The 22,823-nt window shown below is 68.0% G+C and carries 23 protein-coding genes; 15 read left to right on the top strand and 8 right to left on the bottom strand.

Translation table 11 applies throughout. The features are described from left to right. Positions 1-15: 15 nt before the first annotated feature. Complete coding sequence (locus tag ABD104_RS15910; protein WP_087836706.1) at positions 16-555, top strand: RNA polymerase sigma factor; 540 nt, start codon at positions 16-18, stop codon at positions 553-555. An 18-nt stretch (positions 556-573) separates the two neighbouring features. On the opposite strand, the gene sorU is transcribed toward ABD104_RS15910, so the two are convergent. The 5 genes from sorU to ABD104_RS15935 form a co-directional block, all read right to left on the bottom strand. Beyond that, positions 574-903 carry a SorU family sulfite dehydrogenase c-type cytochrome subunit gene (sorU, locus tag ABD104_RS15915; protein WP_425543335.1) on the bottom strand — a complete coding sequence of 110 codons (330 nt, stop codon included), beginning with the start codon at positions 901-903 and terminating at the stop codon, positions 574-576. Positions 904-964: 61 nt separating this feature from the next. Further along, positions 965-2,185, bottom strand: coding sequence for a SorT family sulfite dehydrogenase catalytic subunit (gene sorT, locus ABD104_RS15920; protein WP_343927813.1), 1,221 nt, complete (start codon positions 2,183-2,185; stop codon positions 965-967). A gap of 35 nt (positions 2,186-2,220) precedes the next feature. Then, entirely contained in the window at positions 2,221-2,811 is a 591-nt protein-coding gene (locus tag ABD104_RS15925) for a hypothetical protein (RefSeq protein WP_087836709.1), read from the bottom strand. After that, positions 2,808-3,353, bottom strand: coding sequence for an RNA polymerase sigma factor (locus tag ABD104_RS15930; protein WP_087836735.1), 546 nt, complete (start codon positions 3,351-3,353; stop codon positions 2,808-2,810). The genes ABD104_RS15925 and ABD104_RS15930 overlap by 4 nt, the downstream gene beginning before the upstream one ends. Before the next feature lie 70 nt (positions 3,354-3,423). Further along, entirely contained in the window at positions 3,424-4,389 is a 966-nt protein-coding gene (locus tag ABD104_RS15935) for a LysR family transcriptional regulator (RefSeq protein ID WP_338616385.1), read from the bottom strand. A gap of 109 nt (positions 4,390-4,498) precedes the next feature. Between ABD104_RS15935 and ABD104_RS15940 the strand changes: the two genes are divergently transcribed. From ABD104_RS15940 to ABD104_RS15990, 11 genes are all read left to right on the top strand, one after another. Further along, positions 4,499-5,464, top strand: coding sequence for a Bug family tripartite tricarboxylate transporter substrate binding protein (locus ABD104_RS15940; protein WP_087836711.1), 966 nt, complete (start codon positions 4,499-4,501; stop codon positions 5,462-5,464). A gap of 2 nt (positions 5,465-5,466) precedes the next feature. Further along, positions 5,467-6,243 (top strand): SDR family oxidoreductase, encoded by a 777-nt coding sequence (locus ABD104_RS15945; RefSeq protein WP_343927814.1) that lies wholly within the window; start codon positions 5,467-5,469, stop codon positions 6,241-6,243. Between the two features lie 5 nt (positions 6,244-6,248). Next, positions 6,249-8,000, top strand: a complete 1,752-nt coding sequence (locus ABD104_RS15950) for a thiamine pyrophosphate-dependent enzyme (RefSeq protein ID WP_425543339.1) — start codon at positions 6,249-6,251, stop codon at positions 7,998-8,000. Beyond that, on the top strand, positions 7,997-8,788 hold the full coding sequence (locus ABD104_RS15955) for an HpcH/HpaI aldolase family protein (protein ID WP_087836713.1): 792 nt from the start codon (positions 7,997-7,999) through the stop codon (positions 8,786-8,788). Before ABD104_RS15950 ends, ABD104_RS15955 begins: the two co-directional genes overlap by 4 nt. Before the next feature lie 6 nt (positions 8,789-8,794). Beyond that, positions 8,795-9,487 carry an RraA family protein gene (locus ABD104_RS15960; protein ID WP_087836714.1) on the top strand — a complete coding sequence of 231 codons (693 nt, stop codon included), beginning with the start codon at positions 8,795-8,797 and terminating at the stop codon, positions 9,485-9,487. Positions 9,488-9,739: 252 nt separating this feature from the next. Further along, the gene (locus ABD104_RS15965; RefSeq protein ID WP_087836715.1) at positions 9,740-10,723 is read left to right on the top strand and encodes a Bug family tripartite tricarboxylate transporter substrate binding protein; all 984 of its coding nucleotides are present in this window, start codon (positions 9,740-9,742) and stop codon (positions 10,721-10,723) included. After that, on the top strand, positions 10,720-12,150 hold the full coding sequence (locus ABD104_RS15970; protein WP_217896280.1) for an aldehyde dehydrogenase family protein: 1,431 nt from the start codon (positions 10,720-10,722) through the stop codon (positions 12,148-12,150). The genes ABD104_RS15965 and ABD104_RS15970 overlap by 4 nt, the downstream gene beginning before the upstream one ends. Positions 12,151-12,153: 3 nt before the next feature. After that, complete coding sequence (locus tag ABD104_RS15975) at positions 12,154-12,651, top strand: MaoC family dehydratase (protein WP_207958684.1); 498 nt, start codon at positions 12,154-12,156, stop codon at positions 12,649-12,651. 73 nt (positions 12,652-12,724) lie between these two features. Continuing rightward, complete coding sequence (locus ABD104_RS15980; protein WP_087836717.1) at positions 12,725-13,198, top strand: MaoC family dehydratase; 474 nt, start codon at positions 12,725-12,727, stop codon at positions 13,196-13,198. A gap of 7 nt (positions 13,199-13,205) precedes the next feature. Further along, positions 13,206-14,777, top strand: a complete 1,572-nt coding sequence (locus tag ABD104_RS15985) for a class I adenylate-forming enzyme family protein (protein ID WP_176400626.1) — start codon at positions 13,206-13,208, stop codon at positions 14,775-14,777. 11 nt (positions 14,778-14,788) lie between these two features. Beyond that, positions 14,789-15,556, top strand: a complete 768-nt coding sequence (locus tag ABD104_RS15990) for an SDR family NAD(P)-dependent oxidoreductase (RefSeq protein ID WP_087836719.1) — start codon at positions 14,789-14,791, stop codon at positions 15,554-15,556. 27 nt (positions 15,557-15,583) lie between these two features. On the opposite strand, the gene ABD104_RS15995 is transcribed toward ABD104_RS15990, so the two are convergent. Continuing rightward, positions 15,584-17,410 carry a tannase/feruloyl esterase family alpha/beta hydrolase gene (locus ABD104_RS15995; RefSeq protein WP_087836720.1) on the bottom strand — a complete coding sequence of 609 codons (1,827 nt, stop codon included), beginning with the start codon at positions 17,408-17,410 and terminating at the stop codon, positions 15,584-15,586. A 134-nt stretch (positions 17,411-17,544) separates the two neighbouring features. Here ABD104_RS15995 and ABD104_RS16000 point away from each other — a divergent pair, with 134 nt between their 5' ends. Further along, entirely contained in the window at positions 17,545-18,429 is an 885-nt protein-coding gene (locus ABD104_RS16000; protein WP_087836721.1) for a LysR family transcriptional regulator, read from the top strand. A 57-nt stretch (positions 18,430-18,486) separates the two neighbouring features. Here the strand turns inward: ABD104_RS16000 and ABD104_RS16005 are convergent, their stop codons facing one another. Continuing rightward, entirely contained in the window at positions 18,487-19,113 is a 627-nt protein-coding gene (locus ABD104_RS16005) for a glutathione S-transferase family protein (protein ID WP_132980491.1), read from the bottom strand. Positions 19,114-19,286: 173 nt separating this feature from the next. Here ABD104_RS16005 and ABD104_RS16010 point away from each other — a divergent pair, with 173 nt between their 5' ends. Beyond that, the gene (locus tag ABD104_RS16010) at positions 19,287-20,447 is read left to right on the top strand and encodes an MFS transporter (RefSeq protein ID WP_343927816.1); all 1,161 of its coding nucleotides are present in this window, start codon (positions 19,287-19,289) and stop codon (positions 20,445-20,447) included. 19 nt (positions 20,448-20,466) lie between these two features. On the opposite strand, the gene ABD104_RS16015 is transcribed toward ABD104_RS16010, so the two are convergent. Continuing rightward, positions 20,467-21,258 (bottom strand): IclR family transcriptional regulator, encoded by a 792-nt coding sequence (locus ABD104_RS16015; protein WP_343927817.1) that lies wholly within the window; start codon positions 21,256-21,258, stop codon positions 20,467-20,469. 149 nt (positions 21,259-21,407) lie between these two features. Here ABD104_RS16015 and ABD104_RS16020 point away from each other — a divergent pair, with 149 nt between their 5' ends. Then, on the top strand, positions 21,408-22,814 hold the full coding sequence (locus ABD104_RS16020; protein WP_176400627.1) for an FAD-dependent oxidoreductase: 1,407 nt from the start codon (positions 21,408-21,410) through the stop codon (positions 22,812-22,814). Positions 22,815-22,823 lie beyond the last annotated feature (9 nt).

Raw genomic sequence — 22,823 nt, forward strand, 5'->3', positions numbered from 1 at the left:
GGAGACTGGTCCGTCATGGATACGATTAGCATCGCCGCATCCACTCGCGCGCACCTGGTCGGAAACTACGCCAGGCTGCGCCAACGCCTGGCCCGCCGCCTGGGATGCGTGGACCTGGCCGCCGACTGTCTGCACGACGTGTGGCTCAAGCTGTCGCGGCCCGTCGAAGCCGACGTGGCGAATGCCGACGCCTACGTATGGCGGATGCTGTGCCATACGGCCACCGACCACCTGCGATCGCAGCGTCCGTCGGTGTCCCTGGACGATCCGGACATCGACGCCCTCGGACTGGCCGATGCCGGCCGGGGACCGCAGGCGGCCGTCGAGGCCCGCTCCGAGCTTGCACGGCTGGATCGCGCCCTGGAGGGACTCTCGCGCCGCCAGCGCGCGGTCCTGATCGCCGTGCGCGTCGAGCAGCGCAGCCGGCGCGACGTGGCGGATTGGCTGGGGGTTTCCATCAGGACCGTCGATACGGCGCTGCACGAGGCCTTGGCCCACTGCAGCGCCTACTGCGGCCGCAAGGGGACGGACTCCGCTCTGTCCATCCTCGAATAGTTCACCCCCGCGGGGGAATTACTTGCCCCGGCTGGCCTTGCTCACATACAGCGCCAGCGCCTCGATATCCGCGTCGCTCATGGCGGCCTTGAACGACGGCATGCTGCCGATGCCGTCGCGCAGCGCGCGGGCAACGCGGGGAGCGTCGGGTTGCAATTCGTCCAGCACGGGGCCGATGGTGCCTTCGGCACCGGCATCCTTGAGGGTGTGGCACACGGCGCAGGCCGGGGTGGCGGTGGTGAACAGTTTCTTGCCGCGCGCCATTTGCGCGGCGTCGTCGGCGGCATGCGCCGTGGTGGCGGCCAGGGCCGAGAAGGCCAGCGTACAGAAGGTAAGGACGTTCTTCATGTCTAGAGTGTTGGCTTGAGGAGAGACATGCCCCGGGGAGTGCCCCGGGGCATACCGTCGCCTAGGCGACGGTGATGGTGACGGCGTGATCGGCCCAACTGGTGTTGTTGTAGCCGCTCTGGTTTTCACCGCGCGTTTCGGGCTGGACGTTGCCCTGGTCGTCGGTGGCGCGGCTGGCCAGCACGTGCTTGCCCTTGGGCAGGGTGGCCTGCAGCACGAACTGGCGCCAGGCGTACTTGCCCATGTCGGGGCCCACCAGGCGTGCGGCGCGCCAGGTCTTGCCGCCGTCCAGCGAGACTTCCACGCCCTTGATGCCATGCAGACCGCCGAAGGCCACGCCGTGGATCTGCACGGTGCCGGCCGCCTGGGTGCCGTCCTCGGGAACGGGGCTGTTGATCCAGGACTTGACGCTCATCTCCTGCACCGAGGGCTGGCTGGGGTCGCCCTTGCCGCCCGGGGGCGTGATGCGGTAGCCGTGCGACATGATGCGGGCGTCGCTTTCCTTGGGGGTGAAGGCGAGCTGCTTGATGTACTTGATGTTGTTGACGCCGGTGTAGCCGGGCACGATCAGGCGCAACGGGCCGCCGTGGGCCAGGGGGATGGGCTCGCCGTTCAGTTCCCAGGCCAGGATGGCGTCCTGCATGGCGGCGACGGGAACGGAGCGTTCGACGATGACGGTCTTGGGGTCGATGCCGGCCGGCAGCACTTCGCCGCCGGTGCCGGTCATGTAGGGCACGCCGTCGATCAGGCCGCCCAGGGCCTGGACGACGTCGCGCACGGGCACGCCGCTCCAGGTCACGCAGCCGGCGGCGCCGACCGTCCAAGGAGTGCCGCTGGGCTTGCTGGGGAAGAAGCCGCGGCCGTTGCCCGAGCATTGCAGCACCATGGTGACGGTTTCCAGCCCCAGGGTCTTGAGCTCGCGCAGGCTCAGGGTCCTGGGCTGCCTGACGCCGGCGACCTGCAGTTGCCAGGCGTCGCGGTCGGCCACGATGGATTCGGAGGGCGTGGGCAGGTTGTTGCGTACGTACAGCTGGTTGGTGGGCGTGACCACGCTGGTGCCGAAGGCGCTGCGCTTGGTTTCGATGGTGGTGCTGCTGTGCACGACGACCGCGTCGGCGTTCTTCCAGCCGGCGTAGCCGGGCAGGGGTTTGGCCGCCGCAGGGGCGGCGGCCTGGGCCAGGGCCTGGCCGTGCAGGCCCGCCAGTCCGGCGGTCGCGGCCACGGTGGCGCCGCCCGCGAGCAGGCGGCGGCGGGGCAGGGAGGTGGGGGTGGTGTCTTGCATGGTCTCTCCTTGTTGTTGTGGATGAGAACGGGAAATCAGGACGCGGGGGCGGTTTCGGGTTGCCCCAGCGCGCGCGAGGCCACGGACAGGGCCTGTTTCTTCTGGGCGATGAGTATCAGCGGGCGGCCTTCGTGCGAGCGCACGACTTTCCAGTAGGTGTTGGCCCACCAGCCCTCGCCGTCGGGAATCTGCTGGAACTGCTCGAAGGACAGCACGGTGACGATGCCGCCTTTCTCGAAGAAGGTGGTCAGGTGGTAGGCGCGTTCCCGGCCGATGTCGCAGGGGCGCATCAACTGGATGTAGCCGGGCAGCGCCTGCTGCGGCGGGAGGTCCAGGTGGCGCGCCATTTCCGTGGCGGGCAGGAAGCTGCCGCGCAGCGTGCGCTCGTAGTATTCGTGCTCGATGGCCGAGCGCACCAGTTCGGGCGGGCGCATGGCGAAGACGGCGCCGGCCGCCGAGCCGGCGACCAGCACGGCTGCCAGCATGCCGCGCAGGCCGCGCCGCGCGTGCCAGGGCGTGTGGCGCAGGAGGTGCGCGGGCGGATCGCCCGGTTCGAACGCCAGGGCCAGCTCGGCGCGGGCGCGCAGGTCGAATTCCGTGTCTTGGAGGCTGTCGTCGCAATTCATGGGGTTTGTTTTCGCAGCGGTATGACACTGGCCGCCGTGTCCGGCGCGGCAGGGCGCGGGGGAGCTTGCAGGGCGGCCTTCAAGGCATCGCGGGCGCGCGCCAGGCGCGACAGCACGGTGCCGGGCGCGATGTCCAGCGCCTCGGCCATCAGGGCCGTGGGCATGTCGTCGAAGTAGTACAGCACCAGCACTTCGCGGTGGATGGGGGCGATGCGGGACAGGGCCTTGACCACGTCAAGTTGCTCGTCCAGCGCATGGGCGCGGGGGTCGGCTTCTTCCTCGACCCGGCCGTCCCCTTGCAGGCTCGTCTGGGCCGGATCGAGATTGCGGAAGGCATGGCGCCGCATGATCTGGAACAGCCAGGCGCGCGCCATGGCCGGATCGCGCAACTGGTGGCGAAAGCGCCAGGCGCTGGTGAAGCAGTCCTGCACCACGTCCTCGGCGATCGCCCGGGAGCCGGTCAGGGCCCAGGCGCTGCGCAGCAGGAAACGATAGTGTTCGCGCACCCATTGGTTGTAGCGCGACTCGGCGGAAGAGATCATGTCGTACAAGAGCGCGCCGGGCGGGGTTTCATTCCCTCCGGCGAGGGTAAGGGTATTCCCTGATGAGACATCACGCCCCCGGCGTCACGATGCGGGCTCCCTTCCAGACGCCATCGGCCACCAGCGCCTCGCACTGCGTCCGCAGCATCCGCAGGAATTGCCACAGTCCGGTCGTCATGGAGCGGTTGTTCGCATAGGCGATGACGAGCCGGCGCGACAGGTCGGGCTTGCGGATGGGCAGCGCCGCGAGCCGGCCTGTCTCGACCTCGTCGTGCACGCCGGAGAAGGGCAGCACCGTGCAGGCCAGATCCGTCATCGGCATCTGCTTGGTCAGCGTGAGCGAAGTGTCGAACTCGTGGCGCACGTCCAGGCGCACCCGGTGCACCGCCGCCTGGTCTTCCAGCAGCTCGCGCAAGCCGTGGGGGCGGCTGGGCAGGGACAGGGGGAAATCCCCCAACTGCGAGAAGCTGACGGATTTCTTGTTGCGGGCTCGAGCGGGCGTCATGACCAGGCATAGCTCTTCGTCCATCAGCGGGTCGGCATGCAGGCCCGCGATCGGGATCATCGTATAGAGCAGCGCGAAGTCCAGGTGTCCCCGGTGCAGGGAGTCGACCAGGGCGCGATGGAAGCCTTCGACGACGTGCATGCGCAGGGTCGGCAGCGTCGTCCTTACAGTGCTCAGGAGCCGTGGGCCCAGGATGTTGGCGATGGATGGCGGCAGGCCCATGGTGACCTGGCGCAGGCCGGCATCCTCGACTTCCGCCATGGCAAGCCGGCGTCCGTTCAGCAACTGCTCGAAGCCCGGCAGCACGGCTTCGTAAAGGCGCCGCCCCGCCGCCGTCAGCGTCACGCCCCGGCCCACGCGCTCGAACAGGCGGGCATGCATCTCCCGTTCCAGTTTCAGGACGTGGCGGCTGAACGTCGGCTGGCTGACTCCGGCGCTGAGCGCGCCGCGCGAGAGCGATCCCGCCTGCGCGGCCAGCACGAAGAAGTGCAGCGACGTGAAGTCGGCGTTCTGGAGTTCACCGAATTTCATGGCCGGCGCCTTTATTCGATAGTGAATAACAAGTATACGAATTTGCATGCCATGGCGGCTCGCGGCCCAGTAGAGTGGGAGCCACAACACAAAGCACAGGAGACATGCCATGGCCTTCATCCGGGTACTCGTCATGCTTGGCGCATTGGCCGTGTTCAACCATGCCGCACAGGCCCAGGACTACCCGGACAGGCCCTTGCGCCTGGTCGTCCCGTTCTCGGCCGGCGGCGTCACCGATCTGGTGGCGCGGATCTACGCCGGCGAACTGGGCAAGGGGCTGGGGCAGACGGTGGTGGTGGAGAACAAGACGGGCGCGGCCGGCGCGGTCGCCATGGATGCGGTCAAGCAGGCGGCGCCGGACGGCTACACCCTGATGCTGGCGACGATAGGCACCCAGGCCCTCAACCCCGCGCTGCTGCCGAACCTGCGCTATGCGCCGGGCGACCTGGACTACGTGACCATGCTGACCACCGTGCCGCAACTGCTGGTGGTGAACGCGAAGTCGCCGATACGCACGGTGGCCGAACTCGTGGACCATGCGAAAAAGCATCCGGGCAAGCTGTCCTACGGTTCGTCGGGCATCGGTTCCGCGCCGCACCTGGCGGTCGAGATTTTCGCCTCGCGGGCCGGTTTCCGGGCCGTGCACGTGCCCTATCGGGGCAGTTCGCAATCGATCACGGACCTGATCGCGGGGCAGCTCGATTTCATGATCGATCCCGTGACGACGACCCTGCCGTACATCCATTCCGGGAAACTGCGGGCGCTGGCCGTATCGACGCCCCAGCGCCTGCCCGCGCTGCCGGACCTGCCGACCATCGCGGAGTCCGGATATGCCGACTATGACGTGGGCGTGTGGAACACCATCGCGGTGCTCAACGGTACGCCGCGCCCCATCGTCAAGCGCCTGGCCGCGGAATCGGCCCGTATCCTGGCTTCCGAGCCCGTACGCAAGCGGCTGCTGGAGGTGGGCGCGGTGCCCGTTCCGGCGTCGCCGGACGAGACCCGCGCGTTCGTGGAGCGGGAGCAGGCCAAGTACCTGCAGATCGTCCGCGATGCCAACCTGAAGGTGGAATAGGCATGGATCTCGGTCTGCAAGGACGCCGTGCCCTGGTGTGCGCGGCCAGCAGCGGCCTCGGGCTGGCCTGCGCGCAGGCGCTGGCCGGCGAGGGCGTGGAGGTGGTCATCGTCGGAAGGGACCCGGCCCGGCTGGACGCCGCGGCGCGGCACATCGCCGGCACCGGCGCCAGGGCGGCGGTGACGACCGTCGTCGCCGATCTGTCGGATCCACGGGTATGCGGCGAGCTGCCGAGCCGCACCGGCGTTCCGGACATCCTCGTCACCAATGGCGGCGGGCCGCCGGTACGGCATGACGCGACCGGCATCGACGGCGCGCTGTGGGAATCGGCGATGAACGGCCTCTTCCATGGTCCCAGGGCATTGATCGGCGCTTGTGTGGACGGGATGCGTGCGCGGGGCTTCGGCCGCATCGTCAACATCTCTTCCGCCGCGGTGCTGAGTCCGCGCTCCGGATTCGCGCTGTCGGTGTCGCCCCGCGCGGCGCTCATCGCCTTCTGCGACCTGGTGGCGCGCGAGGTCGCGCCGTACGGCGTGACGGTGAACCATCTGCTGCCGCACAGCATCGAGACACAAAGGCTGCGCGACAACCTGGCGGCCGAGGCCGCCAATCTGGGAATCGGCGCGGACGAGCTGCGCGCACGCCGCGTGGCCTCGATTCCCGTGCGGCGAGCGGGCCGGCCACAGGAGCTCGGCGCCTATTGCGCATTCCTGTGCGGCGCGCAGGCAGGCTATGTGACGGGGCGCAGGCACGTCATCGACGGTGGGACCTATATCTGATGGAGATGGAAACGATGAACGACTCCGCGGCGGCATCGCCGAGCGGCGGCGAGCTGCTGGTGCGTTGCCTGATCGAGCAGCGGGTGGACCTGGCCTTCTGCGTGCCGGGCGAAAGCTACCTGGATGCGCTGGATGCCTTGTTCGAACAGCGCGGGCGGCTGCGCCTGATCGTGTGCCGCCACGAGGCGGCGGCCGCCAACATGGCCGAGGCCTACGGCAAGCTGACCGGCAAGCCGGGCGTGTGCTTCGTCACGCGCGGGCCTGGCGCCACGCATGCCAGCATCGCCGTGCATACCGCGCACGAGGACGAGACGCCGCTGGTGCTGTTCGTCGGGCAGGTCGCGCGCGGGCACATGGGCCGCGGTGCCTTCCAGGAGGTCGATTACCGCGCCATGTTCGGCGGCATGGCGAAATGGGTGGCCGAGGTGGATGATCCGGCCCGGCTGCCCGAGATCGTCGCTCGCGCCTTCCAGGTCGCGGCCGGCGGCCGGCCCGGTCCGGTCGTGCTGGCGCTGCCGGAGGATGTGCTGGAAGCGCGAACCCCCGCTCCCGTCGCGCCGTCGCGCGCGTGGTCGCGGCTCGGCATCGAACCGACGGCGGCCGCGCTGGCCCAGGTGCATGGCGAACTGGCGCGCGCCCGCAAGCCACTGCTGGTCGTGGGCGGCGGCGGGTGGAGCGCGCAGGCGTCCGAAGCCCTGGCCGACTTCGCGCGAACCCTGCGGCTGCCGGTCGTGGCCGAGTTCCGCTGCCAGGACTACCTGGACAATCGCCACGACAGCTATGCCGGCGACCTGGGGCTGTCGACCAATCCGGCGCTGGCGGCCCGCGTGCGCGACAGCGACCTGCTGCTGGTGCTGGGCGGCCGGTTGTCGGAAGCCTTGACCGGCGGCTATCGGCTGGTCGACGTGCCTCGGCCGCGCCAGCGGATGATCCATGTGCATGCCGACGTCGATGAGCTGGGCCGCGTCTACCAGGCCGACGTCCTCGTGCCCGCGACGCCGGAGGCTTTCCTGCGTGCGGCGCTGGCGGCCCGCCAGCCGTCGCTCGCGGCGGATCCTTCATGGCAGGACTGGACGCGCGCGGCCCGGTCCGATTATCTGCGCTTCCTCGCGCCCACGCGGGAAGGTGGCACCGTCGACATGGCCCAGGTCGTGGCCACACTGGACCAGGAACTCGCACCCGATGCCATCGTGACCAACGGCGCGGGCAACTACACCACCTGGCTGCACCGGCACTACCGCTACAAGCATTTCCGCGGCCAGCTCGCGCCGCTGAACGGCGCCATGGGCTACGGCCTGCCCGCGGCCATCGCGGCCAAGATCCACGAGCCGCGGCGACAGGTCGTGTGCCTGGCGGGCGACGGCTGCTTCCTGATGAACGTGCAGGAGCTGGAGACGGCCGTCCGCTACAACGCCGCCATCGTCGTCGTGGTCGTGGCCAACGGTTCGTACGGCACGATCCGCGCCCACCAGGAGCGGCGCTTTCCCGGGCGGGTCTACGCGACCGACATCGGCAACCCCGATTTCGTGGCGCTGGCCCGCTCCTTCGGATTGTCCGCCGAGCGGGTCACGCGCCACGAGGACTTCGCGCCGGCGCTTCGGCGGGCGCTGGACGCGGGCGTGCCGAGCCTGATCGAGCTGCCTACCGAGATCGAACACCTCAGCGCCCAAAGCCGGCTGTCCGCCGTCCGCGATCGCGCGCTCGCCGCGGCGCGCCTGCATTCTTCCCAACCCCAGGTTCCAGGAACGCCAGCATGATTCCCAATCCTCTCGTCAAGAAACTCGCCGCTTCGCAGACCGTCCTGGGCGTCGCGGTGCGCCAGGCCCGCACCGTGGACATCGCGCGGATCATGAAGACCGCGGGCTACGATTTCCTGTTCATCGACACGGAACACACCCCCGTGCCGGCCGACGTCGTGAGCCAGATCTGCCAGGCCGCCCTGGGTTCGGGTATCGCGCCCATCGTGCGCACGCCCAACCTCGAGCGCGTCCACGCCATCCATGCGCTGGACAGCGGCGCGCAAGGCCTGGTGTTTCCCCACGTGGAGAACGCCGACGAGGCGCGGCACATCGTCGACATCTGCCGCTATGCGCCGGCGGGCCACCGCTCCATGGCCTATGGCCTGCCGCACGTCGAGTTCGCCAGCCACGACCCTCGCGAGCTGATGGACTTCGTGAACCGCGAAACGCTGATCGCCGTCATGCTGGAGACGCCCGAGGCCATCGAGCGCTGCGAGGAGATCGCGGCCGTGCCGGGCATAGACATCCTTCACGTGGGCACGCAGGACCTGTCGGCCGAGATGGGCATCCCGGGCGAGGTGGGCGCGCCGGCCGTCGCGCAGGCCATCGAGCGGGTATCGCGCGCCTGCGCGGCCCATGGCAAGGTGCTGGGCGTGGGCGGGTGCTACGACCCCGAGTTCATCCGGCGCTACGTCACCCAGGCGCGAGCCCGGTTCTTCGTGGTCGGCAGCGACCTCGGCTACCTGCTGGGCGCCGCCCGCGCGCAGTCCGCCAAGGTGCGCGCGTCGCTGGAAACCCTGGGCTGAACGGCCATGGCCGAGGAGCAAACCATCATGCACGACATCCACGAACGGCTCCGGTCCGCCGGCGCCAGCACCGTGTGCGCGGTACTGGACATGCTGGGCGCCACCGGCACCATCACCGGGCTGCCGGCCATCCGCCCCGGCGGATCGTTCGCGGGGCCGGCCTTCACCGTGCAGGCTTCGACGGGGCCGCTCGGCACTTACGACCCGGGCGATTTCGACATCGCGCAGTATGCGGACCAGGCCGGCGCGGGGCAGGTGATCGCGATCGACGCGGGCGGCGCGCGCGTCTCGCTGGCGGGGGGCATCGCGGCGCTGGCCAGCGCGCGGCGCGGCGTCGCCGCCTGGGTGGTCGACGGCGGCATGCGCGACGTGGACGAGCTGGGGGAAGCCGGCATTCCCATCCACGTACGCCATGGGGTGGCCGTCACCGGCCGCACCCGGGTCCGCATCGAACGGGTCAACGGTCCCATCGTCATCGATGGCGTTTCCGTCCAGCCCATGGACGTGCTGGTCGGCGATGCAAGCGGGATCGCCTGCGTGCCGGCGCGCCGGCTCGCTCAGGTGGCGGCCATGGCGGACTGGATCGCCGGCCGTGACCGGATCGCGGGCCGTCTGGTCCGGGAAGGGCTCTCGTTTTCCCGCGCCTTCAAGGAAGCGACCGCGGAGTACACGGCCTTGCATGGGCCACTGGAAAACTGAGCCCGCTCAAACTTTTCACTGGCCGAAAACTCTCAAAACTCGCCTTGATGGCGCGGGACGCCGGGGTGCATCCTCTTTGGCGAGACGGCCTGAACGCCTGCCGCGCCCCGCGATACCAGCCAGGGTATTCCCCGTCTCCAGCGACGTGCCTCCGACGTGTCGGGCGCGCCTCGCCTGCATTCATCGAAAAAAAAGCGGAGCCCGCTTCCCGCGGGCTTCTCGATACGCTGAACACAGCACACGGAGACGACGATGAAACCTTACGCATCCCCCCGCGCATGCGCCACGCTGGCCGCGCTGCTACTAGCCCTGCAGAGCGCCGCCGCGCAGGCGGAGGAATCCTGGCCCAGCAAGCCCGTCCGCGTGATCATGCCCTTCGCCGCCGGCGGCAGTTCCGACCTGGTCGGACGGCAGGTGGCGCAAAGCCTGAGCGCGCACTACGGCCAGCAGTTCGTGGCCGAGAACCGCGCGGGCGCCGGCGGCAACATCGGCGTCGATGCGGTGGCCAAGTCCGCGCCGGACGGCTATACCCTCGGCATCGGCACGTCCGGTCCGTTGGCCAACAACAAGTCGCTGTACCACCCCATGCCGTTCGACGCCGAGAAGGACCTGACGCCGATCGCGCTGGTCGGCGAGATCCCCGTCGTGATCGCGGTCAACCCGGCGGTGAAGGCCACTACCCTGGCCGAGTTCGTCGCCTTGAGCAAGTCGTCCGCCAATGCGGTGACGGTTTCCAATCCGGGCAACGGCACCATCGGCCACCTGGCCACCGAGTACCTGAGCATCCAGACCGGGGCGAAGCTCCAGCCGGTGCCGTACAAGGGCGATTCGCCGGCCATGGTGGATGCGATGAGCGGCTCGGTCTCGGCGGTCGTGGCACCGGTCACGTCACTGATTCCCAATATCCAGGCCAACAAGCTCAGGGCGCTGGCGGTGATGTCCAAGACGCGGTTCCCGGGCCTGCCCGACGTGCCCACGGCCAACGAGCAGGGCGTCAAGCTGGAAGCCACGGTATGGAGCGCCATGGTCGGGCCCGCCGGCCTGCCCAAGTCCATCGTCTCGTCGCTGAACGCCGAGATCAACAAGTACACGGCGTCGCCGGAAGGCAAGGCCAAGCTGAACTCGCTGGGCATGGTGCCGCTGTCGGGCACGCCCGAACAATTGCGCGAGCTGATGAGGAACGAGGCGACGAAGTGGCAGGAAGTCGTCAAGTCGGCACGGATCTCGATCGAATGACCATGAACACGCTGCAGTTCTATATCGACGGCGCCTGGGTGGATCCGGTGGCGCCGAGAAACCTGGAAGTCGTGAACCCGGCGACAGAGGAAAGCTTCGCGCGCATCAGCCTGGGGTCGCCCGAAGACGTGGAGCGGGCCGTGCGCGCTGCCCGGCGGGCGTTTCCGGCCTATGCCGCGACCAGCGTGCAGGAGCGCCTGGGGTGGCTGGAACGGATCGTCGCGGGCTTTCGCGCGCGGCTGCCGGAGCTGGCGCAGGCGATGACGATGGAGATGGGGGCGCCCATCACGTTCTCCACCGAACGCCAGGCCACCGTTGCGCTGTTCCACTTCGAAGAGGCGCTGCGCGTACTGGCCGGCTACCCGTTCGAGGAGCGCATGGGCAGCGGCATCGTCCGGCGCGAGCCCATCGGCGTCTGCGGACTGATCACGCCGTGGAACTGGCCGCTCAACCAGGTAGCCTCCAAGGTCGCGCCGGCGCTGGCCACCGGATGCACCGTCGTCCTCAAGCCCAGCGAGATCGCGCCGCTCAGTTCGCTGTTGTTCGCCCAGATCGTGCACGAGGCGGGCCTGCCGCCGGGTGTCTTCAACCTGGTCAACGGCGACGGACCGACCGTGGGCGAGGCGATCGCCGCCCATCCCGCGATCGACATGGTGTCGTTCACCGGGTCCACGGGGGCGGGGGTGAGAGTCGCCAAGCTGGCGGCCGATACCGTCAAGCGCGTGGCGCAGGAGCTGGGCGGCAAGTCCGCCAACATCATCCTGCCCGACGCCGACATCCGTGCCGCGGTGGTCGCGGGCGTGCATGCGTGCAACACGAACGCCGGCCAGAACTGCCAGTCGCCCACCCGCATGCTGGTCCCGCGCGATCGGCGCGACGAGGTGTTCGCGGCGGCACGCGACGCGGTGGCGGCGATACGCCTGGGCGATCCGATGGACCCGGCTTCCACGATGGGACCCCTGGTCAGCCAGGCGCAGTTCGACAAGGTCCAGCAATTGATCCAGTCGGGCGTGGACGAGGGCGCCACCCTGGTGGCCGGGGGCGCCGGGCGTCCGCCCGGCCTCGAGCGCGGCTACTACGTGCGGCCCACGGTGTTCGGCGACGTGACGCCCGACATGCGGATCGCGCGCGAGGAGATCTTCGGCCCCGTGCTGTCCATCATGAGCTACGACGACGAGGACCAGGCCATCGCCATCGCCAACGATACGCCGTTCGGGCTGGCGGGGTTCGTGCAGTCGCCGGACCTGGAGCGGGCCCGGCGCGTGGCCAACGCGATCCGTGCCGGCCGCGTCTATCTGAACGGCGCGCCATTCGATCGCAGCCTGCCCTTTGGCGGCTACAAGCAGTCCGGCAACGGACGCGAATTCGGGGTCTTCGGATTCGAGGAATATCTCGAGGTGAAGGCCATACTCGGCTACGGAAACTGATTCATGACGACTGCTGCAATGCATTCCGCCCCGTCCGCCGCGAACGGCGGGGAGGCCCGCTGTTTCGAGGATTTCCAGGTGGGAGAGCGCTGGATTAGCGAGCCCACGGTGATCACCGAGGAAGAGATCATCGCCTTCGCCCGCGCCAATGATCCCCAACCCATGCACATGGACCCGGAAGCCGCGCGCGCAGGCCCTTTCGGCACGCTGATCGCGAGCGGCTGGCAGATCGCCGCGCTGTCGATGCGCGTATTCCTGCAGGCGGGCGGCTATGGCAAGACCCCCATGGTGGGCATGGGCCTGGACGAATTGCGCTGGACGAAACCCGTGAAGGCCGGCGACACGCTGGTGGTCGAGCGCGAGGTCATCGAGACCGTGCGGTCGAAGTCGCGCCCCGGCATGGGCATGATCCGCACGCGCGTCACGGTGCGCAACCAGGACGGCGATGCCGTGATGTCGCTGGTGTCGCTCGGCAGGGTGCCGGCGCGCGCGCAGGCCTGACAGTTTGAAAAAGCCCCTTTGGGGGCAGCGCCGCGGAGCGGCAAGCGTGAGGGCATTTTTCAAGGGAGTCGTCATGGTGGTTCTCGACCGTCCCGCCGATCTGAAGGCGTGGATAGGCAAGGAAATAGGGGTCAGCGAATGGCTGGCCATCGATCAGTCGCGCATCGACGATTTCGCCCGCATCTCGGGCGACGATCATTGGCTGCACGTGGACGTCGAGCGCGCTCGGCGCGAGATGCCGGATGGCAAGACCATCGCGCATGGTTTCATGACCTTGTCCTTCATTCCTTATCTGGTCCGCTCGGTCTATGCGATCACGCACCGGGGCCGCGGCCTGAACTACGGCACCAACCGGATCCGCTTCGTCAACCCGGTCCAGGTCGGCGACCGCATCCGCCTGCGCCAGCGCATCAAGGCGGTCGAGCGCGGCGAGGGGGGCGGGCAGGAAGGCGCCACGCGCGTGGTGTCGGACTGCACCATCGAGATCGAAGGCAAGGAGCGCCCGGCGCTGGTCGCCGAGTTCCTGATGCTGGTCTATGACGAGTGACGCCGCCATGACCCAGAACGTGCACGACATCATGGCGCGGCAGGCCCGGCAGCCTTTCGTCGACTTTCCTTCCCTGATCGCCCGCCACGCGAGCGAGCGGCCCGGCGCGCCCGCCTTCCGCTGCGGCGGCGACACGCTCGACTGGGCCGGACTGGCCCGCGCGACGGAACGCGTCGCGGCCGCCTGCGCGGCCCTGGGCGTCGGACCCGATGGCAAGGTCGCCCTGCTGGCTTCGCCGGGGCTGCGCGCCATCCAGGCGTTCTTTGGCGTGGTACGGGCCGGCGGCTGCGTGGTGCCGCTGGCCACGTCGGCGACGGCGGCGACGCTGATGGGCATGCTGGGCGATTCGGACGCCACGGTGCTGGTGGCCGATGCCGACGCGCGTGAAAGCCTGAAGGCGGTCGAGGCGGAATTGGCCGCGGCCTTGCCCCATCGCCTGGTTGCGCTGGATTTCCAGGCGCCGGGCTGGCTGGGGTGGGACGACTGGCTGGCGCGCGGCGGCCAGCCGCCCGCCGTGGACCACCGGGCCGACCAGGCCTTCAACCTGATCTACAGTTCGGGCACCACCGGCAAGCCCAAGGGCATCCTGCACCTCCATGGAATGCGGTCGCGGCAGGCCAACCGGCGCAGCTTCGGACTGGGGCCGGACAGCGTCATGCTGCTGTCGACGCCGCTGTATTCGAACACCACGTTGCAGCCCATGCTGGCCACGGTGGCCAATGGCGGGTCGACGGTCCTGATGCGCAAGTTCGACGCCGCCGAGTACCTGCGGCTGTGCGCCGCGCACCGGGTCACCCACACCATGCTGGTCCCCGTGCAGTACCAGCGACTGCTGGCGCACGAGGACTTCGCGCGCACGGACCTGTCGTCCTTCGTGCTCAAGCAATGTACCGGCGCGCCGCTCGACGCCAGGGTCAAGTCGCAGATCCTGGCCCGGTGGCCGGGCGGGCTGCGCGAGATCTATGGCATGACCGAGGGCGGATGCAGCTGCGTGCTCGACGCCCATGAGTTTCCGGACAAGCTCGGCACGGTCGGCCGTCCGGCGCCGGACCACGACATGCGCATCGTCGACGACGACGGCCGGGTGCTCGCGCAGGGCGAGGTCGGCGAGATCGTCGGCTGGTCGCCGTACATGATGGCCGGCTACTACAAGCAGCCGCAGGCCACCGAGGCCTTCTACTGGCGCGACGACTCGGGCATCGCCTTTCACCGCAGCGGCGACATCGGCCGCTTCGACGACGAGGGATTCCTGATCCTGCTCGATAGGAAGAAGGACCTGATCATCTCCGGCGGGTTCAACATCTACGCGACCGACCTGGAATCGGTGGCCGCCGCCCATCCCGAGGTGGCCGACGTGGCGGTCATCGGCATTCCCAGCGAGCAATGGGGCGAGACGCCGCTGGCGCTGGTCGTGCTCAAGCCGGGCAGCACGCTGGACCCGGAGGCGCTGCGGTCGTGGGTGAACGGCCAGGTCGGGCGCACCCAGCGGCTGGCCGCCGTGGAATATCGAAGCGAACTGCCGCGTTCGGCGCTGGGCAAGCTGCTCAAGCGTGAGCTGCGCCAGCCTTACTGGACATGAAAGGGGCAAGCATGGAACAAGTCTGCCTGGTGACCGGCGCGACCGGCCGCAACGGCGCGGGGTCGGCCACCATCAAATTCTTCGCCAAGCAGGGCTGGCGCGTCGTCGTCAACTACTCGCGGGACGAGGCGGCGGCGCAGGAGGTGGCGGCCGAGTGCCGCTCGCTGGGCGCGGCCGACGTGCTCGTGGCCCGCGCCGACGTGACCAGCGACGACGCCTGCCGCGCCATGGCGCGCGACATCGAGCAGCGCTGGGGGCGACTGGACGCGCTGGTCAACAACGCGGCCGTGACCACCTTCAACGACCACAAGAATCTGGACGGCCTGTCGTTCGAGGACTTCCAGCGGGTGTTCGCGGTCAACGTATCGGGCGTCTACGTCGTCACGCGGGCCATGGCCGCACTGCTGCGGCGTACGGGCAATGCCTCGGTGGTGAACATCTCGTCGGTGGGCGGATTGCGCGGCACCGGGTCCAGCATGGCCTACGCCGCGTCCAAGAGCGCGCTCAACGCCATGACGTTCTCGTTCGCCCGCGTGCTGGCGCCCGAGGTCCGCGTCAACGCGCTGCTGCCCGGGTTCATCGAAGGCGACTGGCTGATCAACGGCATGGGGCGCGAGCGCTACGAGGCCGTGCGGGCGGCGCTGATCGCCAAGAACCCGCTCAAGTCGGTGCAGACCCCGGACGAGATCGCCGAGGCCGTCTGGTGGCTGGTGCATGGCCCGGCCGCGCTGACCGGGGAACTGGTGCAGCTGGACGCGGGGGGGCGGCTGGTGGTGTAGCGGCCGTGCCCCGCGTCACGAGGCGAGTCAGGAGCAGTTGTAGCTGCTCGCCACGAGCGGATTGCCGCTGACGTAGCGGGCCTGCTGCGGGTACAGGCAGAGAGGCCAGGTCTTGGGTGGCGAACCCTCGGCCGATGCCTTGCTCGATATTTCCAGCCGCGCCGGCGCAATGCCTTTCTCGACCCAATCCGTCAGGGCCCTGTATAGCTGATCATTGGTGGGCAGCGGCGGGGCAGCGTCGGCATTGGGACTGCCGTTGACGAAGCCATGGAACATTCCCGGCACGAGATAGAAACGGTAGAAACCCTGGATCGCGTCGTACCCTCCCATGGCCCGCATCACCCGGTTGTAGTAGTGCATCGATCCGCCCGGCTTGATCAGGGAGTCCGCCAATCCGTGATACATCAGGAGCTTGGTCCCATGGTCGCGCAGCGCCGAGAGGTCGGGCGTGTCGGTGTTGATGAATGCGAACTGTTCCTGCAGCGCGAGGCCGCGATCATAGGCGTATGCCAGCCAGTCGTGGGTGAAGGTCCTCCACAGATCACGTCCGTCGCCTCTCGCGTTGATGAAGCTGGCAGGAGCGTAGGCGCCGTTCTCCAGTTGCAGCGCCACTTGCGACGCACTGTTCGGCGTAGGCCCGCGCAGGAAGTTGGCCAGGCTCGAACCGCGCGGAGGTCCGTACCAGCGCTGTCCGGCTGCCAGGGATACGCTCCAGCCGTTGTCCGCTTCCGGTGAAGGGGCGGTGCCGTCGTCGGTCTGGCCATACCAGATCTTGTTGAATGCGACCGCTTGCTCGCGGGTGATGCAGGCCGCGCTGGCGTTCGCGCCGCCATCCGCCGCGCACAGTACCGACGGGTCGGTGGTCGGATCATACCGGCACGATGCCGGGTCAGGCACGTAGCCAAGGTGCGTGCCGCCCACCATGTCGCACGCTGCCACGGCAGCCGTCGACACCAACTGCTCCTGCTCCGCTGTGAATCGGTGACCGCCGAGGTCGCGTTCGAATACGACCTGAGGATGCAGGTGGCTGGTACTGAACCGGCTCCAGTTGATGGCTGGCGCGCCGGCCAGAATGCCGTCGAATTGTTCGGGGAATTTCTGGGCCGCCTTCATGCCTTGGCGGCCGCCTGTGGAGAAGCCGTTCCAATAAGTGTGCGCCGCTGCTTTGCCGTAGTAGGCCTTTGCGAGAGCCTTGGTCTTGGTGACCAGCTGGAAAATGCTGCGTTCCGAAAAGTCATTCAGGAGCGCCAGGTTCAGACTGCCATCCGGGTTCATCGCGAACGAGCCGAAATTGGCGGTATTTGCATGGCCGGTGTCGGTGGAAGCCGAGACGGCTCCTTCCTGCTGGGCGACGGTTGCCGGGTTGCCGCCTCCGGCTCCATCCGTGCCGGTACCCGCCAACTGGGTCGTATCCCCGTGGACTCCGCCCGCCCAGCCGCCGCCGCCCTTCAGGTGGATGCGATGGTTCCAGCGGGCGGCGCCAGGCAGCCATACCTCGATGCCAATGCCAGCCGAGGTCGACGGAGCGTCCTTCGGGCCGGCATTGCCGGGGCCGACATTAAGCTTGACCATGCACACGTCAGCGGTGGCGACAGGCGTGCTCGCGGTTGGCGTACCCGAGAGCAGTAGCGGATCGCCTTGCCGGAACTGACGGACCATCAGCACGGTGGTCTGGTCGTCGGGACGAAATCCCGTGCGCAGCGAATCGTCGCACGCGAGGGGTGCCGCCGGGTCTTCCCGCGCAACGTCGTTTCCATCCCCGCCGCCACAACCGGCGATGCCGGCCGATATGGCGAGGCAGCCCGCCCCGCGACGGAGCATCCGCCACGATGGCTGGAGGCTCTTGAAGTCCATGCCTGTCTCCTGTTCTGATGGTATTGCGCCGGCCGATCCAGTGTCTGAAAGGCGAGCGATTGCAGGAAGATTAAGCAAGCTGGAAAATTTAGTCTATTTAATGGCTTTGATAATCTTCAGCGGAAAACGAAATAATGGACATGCGACTGCTCTGCGTTTTCGACGAGGTCTACAAGACACGCAGCGTGTCGCGGGCCGCCGAGAACCTGGAAATTCCGCAGACGTCGGTAAGCCTTGCGCTCGCCCGCCTTCGGCGCCAGTTCAACGACTCCTTGTTCGTAAGAACGTCCGAGGGAATGATGCCTACGCCGCATGCCATGGAACTGCGCGTTCCCTTGCAGCATGCTCTTGAGCTACTGCGCAGCGTCACTCAACAGCGTGTCGTGTTCGACCCTTTGACGTCGAAGCGGCACTTCCGCGTCAGCATGACCGATATAAGCCATCTGGAATTTCTCCCGCGCCTGGTCCGGCGTGTGGAGACCATCGCGCCCCGGATCCACGTCGAAGTGCTGCGCATCGGCCCGGATACGGCATCCCGCCTGGAATCGGGCGAGTCGGATCTGGCCGTCGGCTACATGCCGGCGCTGGAAGCCGGGTTCTACCAGCAGAAGCTGTTCGACGAAGGGTTTGCGTGCGTGGCGCGAAAGAATCACCCGAGGCTGCAGGGGAAGATGACTCGGCAGCTATTCAAGCGCGAACGCCACGTGTCCATTACCGCGCCGGGAACCGGTCATGAGCTGGTCGAGCGCGAACTGAAACGGATCGGGGTGGATCACAGTGTCGTGTTGTCGCTTCACACGTTGCCGGGCCTCGGCAATCTTCTTGCCCACACGGACCTGATCGCGACCGTGCCGGCCCGGGTCGCCCAGACCCTGGCCGGGATCGCGGCGGTGAAACTCATCGCACCGCCGTTTCCATTGCCGGTCTTTGCGATCAAGCAGCATTGGCACGAACGCTTCCATCATGACCCGGCAAACCGATGGTTGCGCTCGTTGATCGCGGAGCTTTTCCTGGAATGACATGCCGCGTGGGCGGCTACGTTCCCTGGGAGATTGTCCGCGCGGCGGGGCCGACCGTCAGTCCAGCTTCCTGGCGAATCCGCGCTGCACCGCGGGCCGCTCCATCAGCGCCGCATACCAGCGCGCCACGTTGGGGTAGGCCGCCAGGTCGACCTGGTGGCGTTCGTGCCGCCAGGCCCAGCCCAGGATCGCGAAGTCCGCGATGGACAATTCGCCGGCCACATGGTCATTGGAGGCCAGGCGGGCATCCAGCACGCCATAGAGCCGGTGCGTCTCGGCGCTGAATCGCTGCAGGCCGTAGCGGCGGTCGGTTTCGTCGGCCACCGCCCTGAAGTGATGCACCTGGCCAGGAATGGGCCCGAAGCCGCCCATCTGCCACATCAGCCACTCCATGACCACTGTCTGCGCCCGCAGGTCGGCCGGCAGGAACTTGCCGGTCTTGCGCGCGAGATAGAACAGGATGGCCCCGGACTCGAACACGCTGATCGGCTGGCCGCCGGGCCCGTCGGGATCGACGATGGCGGGGATCTTGTTGTTGGGGCTGATGCGCAGGAACGAGGCCTCGAACTGCTGCCCGTTGCGGATGTCGACGGGTACCACCTCGTAGGGCAGTTCCATTTCTTCCAGGGCCACGCTGATCTTGCGGCCGTTGGGGGTGTTCCAGGCATGGAGCTCGATGGTCATGGGCGCGGATACCGGTTGGTGGAGGTCCAGACCATTATCCTCCACCGGCGGCCGGCGCCGGGTTTACCCGCATGCGTGGACGAAACTGATACCTCGTAGAAACAGAATGCGTTTTTCGGGCCATCCAAGCCCTTCTATCCTAGCCGCAACGACAAATAGGGCTGGGAGACGACATGAACGACATCCAACGGTGGCCGGCGCGGAGCGCGCTGATGGTGGCGCATTGCGCCGGCATGGTGGACCTGGTGGCATTGCCGGTATGGGTGGGCACGCTGATGTCCCGCTACGGCCTCGATGCCCAGCAGGCGGGAGCCCTGGCGACCTTGTTCCTGGCCGGGGCGGTGCTCGCCAGCGCCTGGCTGGCACCGCGTTTCCATGGCCTGAACGGGCGCTGGATCGCGCCGGCGGCCTTCGGGACCGCGGCACTGGCGTTCTTCGCCTGCTCCCAGGTCAGCCAGTTCGGCGCGTTGGCGGCATTGCATCTCGCGGGCGGCCTGGCCAATGGCGTAGGCCTGAGCGTGACGCATGGCACCGTGGCGCGCACGGGCAACCCGCAGCGGTTGTTCGGAATCATGCAAACCATGCTGGGCGTGTTCGGCGTGATCTTCATGGCGGCCACGCCGCAGCTCATCGGGGCGTTGGGCGGGCCAGCCCTGTTCGGCGTGTTCGGCGGCGTGATGCTGGTGGCCAGCCTCGTGACGGGGCTGTTCTTCCCTGACGTGGCGGCCGCCGGCGGCCAGCAGGCGGTTTCCCGCAAGGCAGCGAAGCTGCCCGCGAGCGTCTGGTTCGGCATCTGGGGCATCAGCGTGATGGCCATCGTGCAAGGCATGGTTTTCAGCTTCATGGAACGCATGGGCGCGGACCGCGGGTTTTCCGTTTCCCAGTTGAATGGCCTGCTGATCGCGGTGGGGTTGTTCAACCTGCTGCCGGGGGTGATCGCGGCGCTGTTCCAGGCCCGCATCAATGCGCGCGTCGTGGTACTGTGCGGCGCGACCGCGCAGGGCGTGCTCGCCATGCTGCTGGCCTCGAGCACGGCCTTCGAGCCGTACGCGGCAGCCGGTGCCGTATTCGTGGCGGTAATGGTCTTCACGCACATCTTCGCGTTCGGGCAGTTCGCCGCGCTGGACCCGTCGGGCCGGGCGGCGGCGGCGACCCCCGCCATGACCATGATCGGCGCCGCGGTCGGCCCGATCCTGGGCGGCACGCTGGTCAAGCTCAGCGGTTATCCCGCATTGGGCATGGCGGCGCTGGTGCTCGATGTGCTGGCCTTCGCATTGTTCATGCGGCTGGCGCTGCGGCCCGCCGCCAGCTATGCGGAAAGCCCGGTCAGATGAATGCGCAGGTTGCCGCCTGCTACGCGAATGCCGCGCCGGCATCGGCCAGCGTCTGGCTCAGCTTCGCCGCCTCGGCGTTCATCATTTGCACCACTTCCTCGCGCCTGTCTCCCCGCAGGCGATGGTTCAGCGCGACGATGCTGATCGCGGCATAGTGGCTGCCCAGTAGCGTCGGCACGACTACGCCCAGCCCGGTGACTTCGGGCAGGATGTCGCCGTCGTTCAGCGCGTAGCCCAGCTGGCAGGCGCGCTCGACCATATGGTCCAGCACCGCCTCGGACAGTTTCCCGTAGCGGTTCAACCGGTGCCGGTTCCTGCGCATCACATCGTCGCGTTCGGCCTGGGGCATGGCGGCCAGCAGCGCCAGTCCGCCCGCCGTGCTGCCCAGCGGGCGCCGCTCTCCCACCATCTGCGTGAGGGCCTTGACCGGATAACTGCCTTCCGCGCGTTCGATCACTACGCTGTCCGTGCCGCTGCGCGTGGTCAGGAACACCGTGTCGCCGGTGGCGCGCGCCAGCCGGTTCAGCACCGGGCCGCACAGCTCGCGCAGGTTGAAGTGGCAGTTCGCCGCCAGCCCCAGTTCGTAGGCCAGCATGCCCAGGAAGTACTCGCGCTTGGGCCCGCGCTGCATCAGCAACCCCTGCTCGACCAGACAGCCCAGGATGCGATGGGCGGTGGGGGACTTGAGCCCGGTCTCGCGCGCCACCTCCGCCAGCGTGATGCCAGCGGTATTGCGGGCGGCCACTTTCTTCAGGACCAGGATGGTCCGCTCTATGCTTTGCGTGCCCGTGGAACTGGATTGATTTTCCATATTATGGACTCGTATTGACAGTGATTTACTGGATAAAACACACTGGACCGACTCAAAGCGAGTAATGAAGGCCAAATATATTCCATATTATGGATTATTGGGCTTCTTCCACCGGACCACACCAGCCTGCTATCCAGGGAGACAGGAAGATGGCGCAGCAACTCAAACAGGCGCACTACGACGTCGTCGTGCTGGGCGGAGGCGCCGCCGGCGTCGCGGCCGCCGCGGCAGCGGCCAAGAACGGCCGCAAGACACTCATCATCGAGGCCAATCCCATCCTGGGCGGCGAACTGCTCAGCGGCATGTCGCTGGACGGCGTGCTGAATGCCCGCGGCGAATACGTGGTGGGCGGTATTTCCGACGAGTTGTTCGACGAATGCCGGCGCATGGACGGTTTCATCGGTCCGGTGCACGACCATCGCCTGATCTGCTATGTGTGCGTCGATCCCGAGATCATGAAAATCGCCGTGATGCGCGTCCTCGACCGGCATGGCGTGACTACCTGGGTCAATTCCTTCGCCGAGGACGTCGTGGTCCGGGACGGCGTGGTCACCGGCCTCGTGGTGGTCAACAAGAGCGGCCGCACGCTGGTGACGGCGGATCACTTCCTGGACTGCTCGGGCGACGGCGACCTGGCTGTCCGCGCCGGCGCGCCGTTCGAGATGAGCGATGACAGCGGCGATCTGCAGCCGGTGTCGCTGATGTTCCGGGTGGGCAACGTGGACAGCGCGACGCTGTTGCGCTTCGCGCGCGAGAATCCCGCCTCGATGGCGGTGGGCGAGAGCGACTACATCCGCGGGGACAAGACCGACGAGCAGTTGCTGGACCTGCTGGTCGAACAGGGCCAGCCATCGGTGTTCTTCAAGAGCGAGGGGCCTTTCCTGGGCGATGCGATCCGCCGTGGCGACCTGGCGCCCACCGCGTTGATCATGATCCAGCCGACTTCCGCCGCGCGCAAGGAGGTCTGCGTCAACGCCACCCGGGTGGGGGGCAACATCGACGGGACCGACACCGCGGCGGTCAGCGCCACCGTGGGCACCCTGATGGAGCAGGTCTGGCAGACCTATGAGTTCGTCAAGGCCCACTTGCCCGGCTTCGAGAACTCGGTGTTCGCCGGACTGGCCCCGCGCGTGGGCGTGCGCGAGACGCGACGCGTCATGGGCGACTACCTGTTGACCAAGGAAGACGTGGTGTCGGGCCGCAAGCAGCCGGACTCCGTGGTTGCCAAGGGCGCGCAGCACGTCGACATCCACCAGTCCGGCACGACCCAGATACGCATTCCCATCGCCAACGGCGGCTCTTATGACATCCCTTTCGGCTGCCTGCTGCCCAAGGGGCTCAAGAACGTCATGGTCGCTGGCCGCTGCCTGTCCGCGACGCGGGAAGGCATGGGCACGGCCCGCACCATGGGTCCCTGCATGGCCATGGGCCAGGCGGTGGGCACCGCGGCGGCCATGTGCGCCGAACGCGGCGATGCCGACGTGCGCCGCCTGCCGGTGAAGGAACTGCAGGCCAGGCTGCGCGCGCAAGGGGGCGTGATCGACGGCGTGTATTGAACGCCGCGC

Origin of the sequence: Pigmentiphaga daeguensis, from assembly GCF_039523035.1 — a bacterium.
GTDB classification, from domain to species: Bacteria; Pseudomonadota; Gammaproteobacteria; order Burkholderiales; family Burkholderiaceae_B; genus Pigmentiphaga; species Pigmentiphaga daeguensis.

Coding starts and splice junctions, on each gene's coding strand:
- ABD104_RS15910 (WP_087836706.1), top strand. CDS start 16: ATGGATACGATTAGCATCGCCGCATCCACTCGCGCGCACCTGGTCGGA.
- ABD104_RS15990 (WP_087836719.1), top strand. CDS start 14,789: ATGGAACAAGTCTGCCTGGTGACCGGCGCGACCGGCCGCAACGGCGCG.
- ABD104_RS15955 (WP_087836713.1), top strand. CDS start 7,997: ATGATTCCCAATCCTCTCGTCAAGAAACTCGCCGCTTCGCAGACCGTC.
- ABD104_RS15985 (WP_176400626.1), top strand. CDS start 13,206: ATGACCCAGAACGTGCACGACATCATGGCGCGGCAGGCCCGGCAGCCT.
- ABD104_RS15960 (WP_087836714.1), top strand. CDS start 8,795: ATGGCCGAGGAGCAAACCATCATGCACGACATCCACGAACGGCTCCGG.
- ABD104_RS16000 (WP_087836721.1), top strand. CDS start 17,545: ATGGACATGCGACTGCTCTGCGTTTTCGACGAGGTCTACAAGACACGC.
- ABD104_RS15950 (WP_425543339.1), top strand. CDS start 6,249: ATGGAAACGATGAACGACTCCGCGGCGGCATCGCCGAGCGGCGGCGAG.
- ABD104_RS16005 (WP_132980491.1), bottom strand. CDS start 19,113: ATGACCATCGAGCTCCATGCCTGGAACACCCCCAACGGCCGCAAGATC.
- ABD104_RS15925 (WP_087836709.1), bottom strand. CDS start 2,811: ATGAATTGCGACGACAGCCTCCAAGACACGGAATTCGACCTGCGCGCC.
- ABD104_RS16015 (WP_343927817.1), bottom strand. CDS start 21,258: ATGGAAAATCAATCCAGTTCCACGGGCACGCAAAGCATAGAGCGGACC.
- sorT (WP_343927813.1), bottom strand. CDS start 2,185: ATGCAAGACACCACCCCCACCTCCCTGCCCCGCCGCCGCCTGCTCGCG.
- ABD104_RS15965 (WP_087836715.1), top strand. CDS start 9,740: ATGAAACCTTACGCATCCCCCCGCGCATGCGCCACGCTGGCCGCGCTG.
- sorU (WP_425543335.1), bottom strand. CDS start 903: ATGAAGAACGTCCTTACCTTCTGTACGCTGGCCTTCTCGGCCCTGGCC.
- ABD104_RS16020 (WP_176400627.1), top strand. CDS start 21,408: ATGGCGCAGCAACTCAAACAGGCGCACTACGACGTCGTCGTGCTGGGC.
- ABD104_RS15995 (WP_087836720.1), bottom strand. CDS start 17,410: ATGGACTTCAAGAGCCTCCAGCCATCGTGGCGGATGCTCCGTCGCGGG.
- ABD104_RS15935 (WP_338616385.1), bottom strand. CDS start 4,389: ATGAAATTCGGTGAACTCCAGAACGCCGACTTCACGTCGCTGCACTTC.
- ABD104_RS15975 (WP_207958684.1), top strand. CDS start 12,154: ATGACGACTGCTGCAATGCATTCCGCCCCGTCCGCCGCGAACGGCGGG.
- ABD104_RS16010 (WP_343927816.1), top strand. CDS start 19,287: ATGAACGACATCCAACGGTGGCCGGCGCGGAGCGCGCTGATGGTGGCG.
- ABD104_RS15945 (WP_343927814.1), top strand. CDS start 5,467: ATGGATCTCGGTCTGCAAGGACGCCGTGCCCTGGTGTGCGCGGCCAGC.
- ABD104_RS15980 (WP_087836717.1), top strand. CDS start 12,725: ATGGTGGTTCTCGACCGTCCCGCCGATCTGAAGGCGTGGATAGGCAAG.
- ABD104_RS15930 (WP_087836735.1), bottom strand. CDS start 3,353: ATGATCTCTTCCGCCGAGTCGCGCTACAACCAATGGGTGCGCGAACAC.
- ABD104_RS15970 (WP_217896280.1), top strand. CDS start 10,720: ATGACCATGAACACGCTGCAGTTCTATATCGACGGCGCCTGGGTGGAT.
- ABD104_RS15940 (WP_087836711.1), top strand. CDS start 4,499: ATGGCCTTCATCCGGGTACTCGTCATGCTTGGCGCATTGGCCGTGTTC.